This window comes from Rhizobacter sp., from assembly GCF_031412495.1.
In the GTDB taxonomy this organism is placed as follows: Bacteria; Pseudomonadota; Gammaproteobacteria; order Burkholderiales; family Burkholderiaceae_C; genus Schlegelella_A.
On sequence record NZ_JANODC010000112.1, the window covers coordinates 1 to 7380 of the forward strand.

Annotated in this window: 6 protein-coding genes and 1 pseudogene; 6 read left to right on the forward strand and 1 reads right to left on the reverse strand. The window is 70.8% G+C overall.

The window, feature by feature from the left end; translation table 11 throughout:
- From AC30N0_RS04050 to AC30N0_RS04065, 4 genes and pseudogenes are all read left to right on the forward strand, one after another.
- The coding region (locus AC30N0_RS04050; RefSeq protein WP_489516650.1) for an ABC transporter permease subunit at positions 1-388 on the forward strand (388 nt) is incomplete at its 5' end.
- Positions 385-1182 (forward strand): ABC transporter ATP-binding protein, encoded by a 798-nt coding sequence (locus AC30N0_RS04055; RefSeq protein WP_489516651.1) that lies wholly within the window; start codon positions 385-387, stop codon positions 1180-1182. The genes AC30N0_RS04050 and AC30N0_RS04055, both read left to right, overlap by 4 nt.
- Positions 1179-1673: pseudogene (locus AC30N0_RS04060) on the forward strand (ABC transporter ATP-binding protein); the annotation flags it as partial. The gene AC30N0_RS04055 and the pseudogene AC30N0_RS04060, both read left to right, overlap by 4 nt.
- A gap of 270 nt (positions 1674-1943) precedes the next feature.
- Complete coding sequence (locus AC30N0_RS04065; RefSeq protein WP_489516655.1) at positions 1944-3398, forward strand: aldehyde dehydrogenase; 1455 nt, start codon at positions 1944-1946, stop codon at positions 3396-3398.
- Between the two features lie 38 nt (positions 3399-3436).
- Here AC30N0_RS04065 and AC30N0_RS04070 read toward each other — a convergent pair whose 3' ends face one another.
- Positions 3437-4579 (reverse strand): SGNH/GDSL hydrolase family protein, encoded by a 1143-nt coding sequence (locus AC30N0_RS04070; protein ID WP_489516652.1) that lies wholly within the window; start codon positions 4577-4579, stop codon positions 3437-3439.
- Positions 4580-4736: 157 nt separating this feature from the next.
- On the opposite strand from AC30N0_RS04070, the gene AC30N0_RS04075 reads away from it, so the two are divergent.
- The gene (locus tag AC30N0_RS04075) at positions 4737-5918 is read left to right on the forward strand and encodes an MFS transporter (protein ID WP_489516653.1); all 1182 of its coding nucleotides are present in this window, start codon (positions 4737-4739) and stop codon (positions 5916-5918) included.
- Positions 5919-6070: 152 nt separating this feature from the next.
- Complete coding sequence (locus AC30N0_RS04080) at positions 6071-7240, forward strand: ABC transporter substrate-binding protein (protein WP_489516654.1); 1170 nt, start codon at positions 6071-6073, stop codon at positions 7238-7240.
- The last annotated feature ends 140 nt before the right edge of the window (positions 7241-7380 follow it).

Sequence of the window (7380 nt, forward strand, 5' to 3'; positions counted from 1 at the left end):
CATCGGCGCCGACGAGCAGCGGGCGCAGACGCTCGGCGTCGACACCCGGCTCGTCAAGACCCTCGGCTTCGCGCTGACGGCGGCCTTCGCCGGCGCCGTGGGTGCGGCGATGAGCGTGCGCTGGACCTACATCGACCCGGCGACCGTGTTCAGCCCCTTCATCGGCTTCCAGACGGTGCTGATCGCGCTCGTCGGCGGCGCCGCCACGCTGTGGGGGCCGCTGCTCGCCGCGATCGTCTTCAGCGTCCTCGCCGAGACGCTTCGCCTGCAGCTGCCGCAGCTCTACATGATGGCGCTCGGCCTGCTGCTGATCCTCTCGGTGATCTACCTGCCCGGCGGGCTGGCGTCGCTGCGCTGGCCGCGGTTCGGGGCGGGGCGGGCACCGTGAGCGACGTGGTTCTCGAGGCCGTGGGCGTCAGCGTCCGCTTCGGCGGGCTGCTCGCCGTCGACTCGGTCAGCGCGAGCTTTCGGGCCGGCGAGCGGGTCGGCATCATCGGGCCGAACGGCGCCGGCAAGACCACCTTCTTCAATGCCCTCTCGGGCGTGCAGGCGCTGACCGCCGGCCGCATCCGCGTCGGCGGCGACGACCTCACCGGCGCGGCGCCGCACCGGTTCGCCCGCCATGGTGTTGCCCGCACCTTCCAGACGCCGCGCGTCTTCGCCGGCCTGTCGGTGGCGGTCAATGTCGCCTTCGGGCGCGAGTTCGCCGGACGCGTCCGCGCCGTGGCGGCAGGCGTCGCCGGCGATCCGCCGGGCACCGGCTCACGTGCTGCCGATCGCGTCAACGCGCGGGCCGACGTCGCTGCCTTGCTCGACCGTCTCGGCCTTGCGGCCGAGGCCGAGCGCCCCGCCGCCGACCTGACGCCGTCGCAGCAGCGCCTGCTCGAGATCGGCATGGCGCTGGCCACGCGGCCGCGCATTCTGCTCCTCGACGAGGTCGCCGCCGGCCTCACCGAGGCCGAGCTCGAACGCACCGCGCTCCTCATCCGCCGCCTCGGCGACGACTTCGGCCTGGCCGTGGTCTGGATCGAGCACGCCGTGACGACGCTGCTGCGCCACGTCGATCGGGTGATCGTGCTGCACCAGGGCCGGACGCTGGCCGACGCGGCGCCGGCCGAGGTCGTGCGCGACCCCGCCGTGATCGAGGCCTACCTCGGCGACGAGATGGCCGAGCCGGCATGAGCCCGGCAGACCGTGCGGCGAGCGCGCGCCTGGCCCTCGAAGGCGTCAGCGCCGGCTACGGCAGCTTCCTCGTCGTCCGCGACCTCGACCTGCATATCGAGCCCGGCCTCACCGTCGTGCTCGGTCCGAACGGCGCCGGCAAGACGACGCTGCTGAAGGCGATCGCCGGCCTGATCCCGCGGCTGGGCCGGATCACGCTCGACGGCGTGGCGCTGCCGCCAGAGCAGCCGAGCGTGGCCGTGCGCCGCGGCCTCGCCCTCGTCGCCGAGGGCCGGCAGCTGTTCGGGCAGATGACGGTGACCGAGAACCTCGAGCTCGGCGGCTGGCTGGTCGGCCGCGACGAGCGCCGGCGCCGACTGGCCCAGGTGCTGCGCGACTTCCCCCGCCTCGCCGAGCGCGCCGGCCAGCTCGCCGGCACGATGAGCGGCGGCGAGCAGCAGATGGTCGCCGTCGCCCGGGCCCTCATGTCGGCGCCGCGCCTGCTCCTGCTCGACGAGCCGTCGCTCGGCCTGGCGCCGCGCATGGTCGACGAGCTGCTCGCCATCGCCCGCCGCATCGCCGACGCCGGCACGACCGTGCTGCTGGTCGAGCAGAACGTGCGCAAGGCCCTCGCCGTCGCCGACCGCGGCCATGTCCTCGAGCGCGGCCGCATCGTCGCCAGCGGTTCGGCGGCGGAGCTGGCCCGCTCCGCAGCCATCCACCACGCCTACCTCGGCGGCGCGCCGTCGCCGCCCACCCCCCTCATGCCCCAGGAGAAGCCCATGTCCGATCTGTCCATGCTCATCAACGGCCTTGCCGCCGGCGCTCGCGGCGGCGCCACCTTCGAACGCCGCAACCCGCTCGACCAGCAGGTCGTGACGCGCGCTCCCGCGGCCAGCTCGGAGGACGCGGTCGGCGCCGTCGAGGCCGCGGCCGAAGCGTTCAAGACCTGGAGCCAGACCGGCCCGGGCGAGCGCCGCGCCCTGCTGCTGAAGGCGGCCGACGCCCTCGAGGCCAAGGCGCCGCAGTTCATCGCCGCGATCGCCGCCGAGACCGGCGCCAGCGCCGGCTGGGCCGGCTTCAACGTCATGCTCGCCGCCGGCATGGTGCGCGAGGCGGCGTCGATCACGACGCGGATCGCCGGCGAGATCATCCCGTCCGACGTGCCCGGCTCGCTGGCGATGGGGATTCGCCAGCCGGCCGGCGTCGTGCTCGGCGTCGCGCCCTGGAACGCGCCGGTGATCCTGGCCACGCGCGCCATCGCGACGCCGCTGGCCTGCGCCAACACGGTGGTCCTGAAGGGCAGCGAGAGCTGCCCGCGGACCCACTGGCTGATCGTCGAGGCCTTCCAGGAGGCGGGCTTTCCGCCCGGCGTGCTGAACTACGTGACGAACGCCCCCGCAGACGCCGGCGCGGTGGTCGAGGCGATGGTCGCGCACCCGGCGGTGCGGCGGGTCAACTTCACCGGCTCGACGCGGGTCGGCAGGATCATCGCCGCGATGTGCGCGAAGCACCTGAAGCCGGTCGTGCTCGAGCTCGGCGGCAAGGCGCCGTTGGTCATCCTCGACGACGCCGACATCGACGAGGCGGTCAACGCCGCGGCCTTCGGCTGCTTCGCCAACTCGGGGCAGATCTGCATGAGCACGGAGCGCGTCATCGTCGACGCGAAGATCGCCGACACCTTCGTCGACCGCTTCGTCGCCAGGGCCAAGGCGCTGCCGCTCGGCGACCCGCGCGGCAAGGACCCGGTGGTGCTCGGCTCGGTGGTCGGCATGGGCACGGTCGAGCACTGCAACGCGCTCATCGACGACGCGCTCGCCAAGGGCGCCAAGCTCGTCTGCGGCGGCAAGGCCGAGAACACGCTGATGCCGGCGACGCTGCTCGACCACGTCACGCGCGAGATGCGCATCTTCCACGAGGAGACCTTCGGCCCCGTGAAGTGCATCGTGCGGGTCAGCGGCGTCGAGGCCGCCGTGGCCTGCGCGAACGACAACGAGTACGGCCTCTCTGCAGCCGTGTTCGGCCGCGACATCGGCCGCGCCATCAACGTCGCGCGACGCATCGAGTCGGGCATCTGCCACGTCAACTCGTCGACCGTGCACGACGAGGCGCAGATGCCGTTCGGCGGCATGAAGGGCTCGGGTCTCGGCCGCTTCGGCGGCGGCGCCGGCATCGCCGAGTTCACCGACCTGAGGTGGATCACCGTGCAGACGACGCCGCGGCACTACCCCTTCTGACGAGCGGCGGCCCAGCCGCCGATCTCAGCGCCTCGCCGTCATTGCCAGCCGGACGACACCAGCAAGGCGTACGCAGCCTCGGCTTCCTTCTGGTGCGAATAGGGCGTCGGGTGCACGCTGTCCGAGAAGGCGTACTGGCTGCTGGCGGCGACCACGTTGGTCGAGTTGCAGACAATCGACGAGCCGCCGAACGGGTTGTTCGCGCAGGCCATGTCAGTGACGTTGGTGTAGCCGTACTTCGCGGGATTGGCGGCGGCGTCGTTGGAGATCGCGTAGTCGTCGAGGATCACCACGCCGGCGGTCCCGTTCAGGCCGGCCGACAGCTGGCTGTTGAACGCCTGCGTCATGTTGGTGATGAGCCCCTGCGTCCCCGCGTCGAGGCTGCGGCCGTACGGCGTGACGTTGATGTTGCCCAAGTTGCGCACGACGACGTACTTCGCGCCCTTGGCGACGATCAGCGTCTTGATGTAGCCGGCGAGCTCGGTCCCCGCCTGGCCCATCGCCGTGACCGCGGCCTGCCCGGCCGCGTTGGTCGCGGCGGCGCCACCGAGCGCGACCGTGTCGAGCACGCTCTGCGGCCAACGGGCGATGGTGCCGGCGCCGACGGCAGCGGCACCGCCGCCCGCGGCGCTGCCCACGCCGTTGAGCTGCATGAAGGCGTCGTTGCCTCCTGAGTTGACGGTGACGAGCTCGTTGCCGCTGTAGCTGCCGCCCACCCGGGTCAGGTGCCGGTTCATCTGCTCCATCAGCGAGTTCGCCATGAAGCCGAGGTTCTGCTGGCCGAAGGCCTGCAGCGCCACGCCGTTCGGGCCGCTGCCTTCCGAAGTGACCCGGCTGCTGCCCTGCGCGTAGTTGGTGCAGCCGGCGACGTCGGTCACCGGCGCGCCGGTGATACCCGCCTGATTCGGCAGCAGGCCGGTGCGCGCTGCGCACTGGGCCGGCGCGTTGACCCTGACGGCCAGGTTCTCGGTCCAGGTGTAGCTGCTGCTGCCGGCGCCGTTGACGGTGAACTTGCCGCCGCCGAGCGCGGCGACGGTGCCGACGTTGTAGGTGCCGGCATCGCTCAGGCTGTCGCCGAACGAGACGACGGAGGTGAACTGGACCTTGTCGTCGTCGTCGCTGCCGCCGCAGGCGGCGAGGAGGGCGGCGGCGGCCAGGGCAATGCTCAGGATCGGTTTCATCGGCTATCCATCGAAGTGATGGCCCATCGTAGAGGCACCGAGGGCGGACCGACACCGGGATTGCCATGGGTGCGCGAGCGCATGCCTTAGAGTGAGGAAGGCGGCCGCGGCTCTTTTTCGCCCGGCCCGACCGAGCCCTCTCCACGCGGCATCCCCCATGCACAAGCGCAGCGCCGTTCTTCTCCTGAACGTGGCCCATGCGGTGGACCACATGTTCCTGCTGATCTTCGCCACCGCCGTGGCCAGCATCGCTGCCGAGTTCGGCTTCGCCCGCTGGGAAGACCTGATGCCCTTCGGTGTCGGCGCCTTCGTGATGTTCGGTTTGGGCTCGCTGCCGGCCGGCCGGCTCGGCGACCTCTGGGGCCGCCGCGCCATGATGGTCGTGTTCTTCTTCGGCATCGGCGCGTCGTCGCTGCTGGCCGCGCTCGCGCAAGGGCCCTGGCAACTGGCGGCGGCGCTAACCCTCATCGGCACGTTCGCGTCGATCTACCATCCGGTGGGCATTCCGATGCTGCTGCAGGGCGCGTCGCGTCCGGGCGCGACGATCGGCCTCAACGGCCTGGCCGGCAACCTGGGCATCGCCGTGGCCGCGGCCCTGACCGGCCTGCTGACGCAATGGTTCGGCTGGCGGGCGGCGTTTGCCGTGCCCGGCGTCGCCTGCATGGCGATGGGGGTGCTCTTCATGCGCGTCGTCCCGCGCGAGACCGAGTCGCCGGCCCGGCGCAAGGGAGGTGCCCAGAAGCGGCTGTCCCGCTCGGCGGTGGGGCGGGTGCTGGCCGTGATGACGCTGGCGTCGGCCACCGGCGGCATCCTGTTCAACCTCACCACCAACGGCAACACGCAGCTGCTGACCGAGCGCTTCCGCGGCGTGATGAGCGACCCGGCGACGCTCGGCCTGCTGCTGGCGAGCATCTACGCGGTGGCGTCGCTGGCCCAGGTGGTGGTCGGCCGCCTGATCGACCGCGTCGCGCTCAAGCCCCTGTACCTGAGCGTCGCCCTGCTGCAGGTTCCGGTGCTGCTCTTCTCGTCGCAGCAGACCGGCTGGTGGCTCTATGCCGGCATGCTCGGCATGATGATCTCCATCTTCGGCGCCATCCCGTTCACCGACGCGATGATCGCCCGCTACGTCGACGACCGCATGCGCTCGCGCGTGGCCGGGATGCGGCTGGCCATCTCGCTCGGCATCAGCTCGCTTGCCGTGTGGCTGCTCGGCCCGCTCGTCAAGGGCATGGGCTTCGACACGCTGCTGCTCGTCCTCGCCGGCGTGGCGCTGTGCACCGCCTTCACGGTGCTGTGGCTGCCTTCTGAGGAGTCGGCTGCGGCGACGGCACCGGCCTAGCTCCCGCTGCTCGCGTTAACCCTAGCTATCTCTTTTCGGGATAGCTCGTCGGCGATGGATTGAACTTCACGCCCCCCGCGCCCCGACCTATCGTGCGCCCGTCGACCGCACCGACATCCGTGCGGAGCCTGCATAACAGCCTGGAGGTGAACATGCTCTTCCGAACCGCATCCGTTGCCGGCCTTGCCGCCGCCGCGCTCGTCGTCGCCGCGCCGGCAGGAGCCCAGAAAGGCCCGCTGCAGAAGATCGGCAAGGGCGAGGGCCGGGTCGACATCGTCGCCTGGGCCGGCTACATCGAACGCGGCGCGACCGACAAGAAGTTCGACTGGGTCACCGACTTCGAGGCCAAGACCGGTTGCAAGGTCAACGTGAAGACCGCCGGGACCTCGGACGAGATGGTGGCGCTGATGAACGAGGGCGGCTTCGACCTCGTCACCGCGTCGGGCGACGCGAGCAGCCGGCTGATCCGCGGCAAGAAGGTCGCCCCGATCAACGTCGCCTTGCTGCCGAGCTACAAGAACATCGACCCGCGGCTGCAGAAGGCCTCCTGGCACTACGAGAACAACGCCCACTACGGCGTGCCGTACCAGTGGGGCTGGAACGTGCTCATGTACAACACCCAGGTCTTCAAGGACAAGGCGCCGACCAGCTGGAGCGTGGTGTTCGAGGAGACGACGCTGCCCGACGGCAAGAGCAACAAGGGCCGGGTGCAGGCGTTCGACGGGCCGATCCACATCGCCGACGCCGCGCTCGACCTGATGAAGAAGAACCCGGCGCTCGGCATCAAGGACCCGTACGAGCTGAACGAGGCGCAGTACAAGGCCGCGCTCGACGTCCTGCGGGCGCAGCGCAAGATCGTCGGCAAGTACTGGCACGACGCCTTCGTCCAGATCGACGACTTCACCAACGAGGGCGTCGTCGCTTCGGGCTCGTGGCAGTTCCAGGCCAACATCCTGAAGAGCAAGAACCGCCCGATCGCCACGACCATCCCGATCGAAGGCGCCACCGGCTGGGCCGACTCGACGATGCTGCACGCCGAGGCGAAGAACCCCAACTGCGCGTACATGTGGCTCGAGCACTCGCTCAATCCCAAGCTGCAGGGGGATCTGTCGGCCTGGTTCGGCTCGGTGCCCGCGGTGCCGGCCGCCTGCAAGGGCAATGCGCTGCTCACCGACGACGGCTGCGCGCGGCAGGGCTACAACGACTTCGACCGGATCTCCTTCTGGAAGACGCCGACGACGCAGTGCAAGAGCCAGAACAACCAGTGCGTTCCGTACCACAAGTGGGTCAGCGACTACATCGCCGTGCTCGGCGGCCGCTGAGGCGCTGACGGCTCGGGCGCCGGCGCGATGACCGCGGCGGTGACACTGGAGAACGTCACCTGCGTCTTCGGCAAGGGCGCGACGGCCGTGCGCGCGGTCGATGGCGTCGACATGACGATCGCGTCCGGCGAGTTCTTCAC

Coding starts and splice junctions, on each gene's coding strand:
- AC30N0_RS04070 (WP_489516652.1), bottom strand. CDS start 4,579: ATGAAACCGATCCTGAGCATTGCCCTGGCCGCCGCCGCCCTCCTCGCC.
- AC30N0_RS04080 (WP_489516654.1), top strand. CDS start 6,071: ATGCTCTTCCGAACCGCATCCGTTGCCGGCCTTGCCGCCGCCGCGCTC.
- AC30N0_RS04075 (WP_489516653.1), top strand. CDS start 4,737: ATGCACAAGCGCAGCGCCGTTCTTCTCCTGAACGTGGCCCATGCGGTG.
- AC30N0_RS04065 (WP_489516655.1), top strand. CDS start 1,944: ATGTCCGATCTGTCCATGCTCATCAACGGCCTTGCCGCCGGCGCTCGC.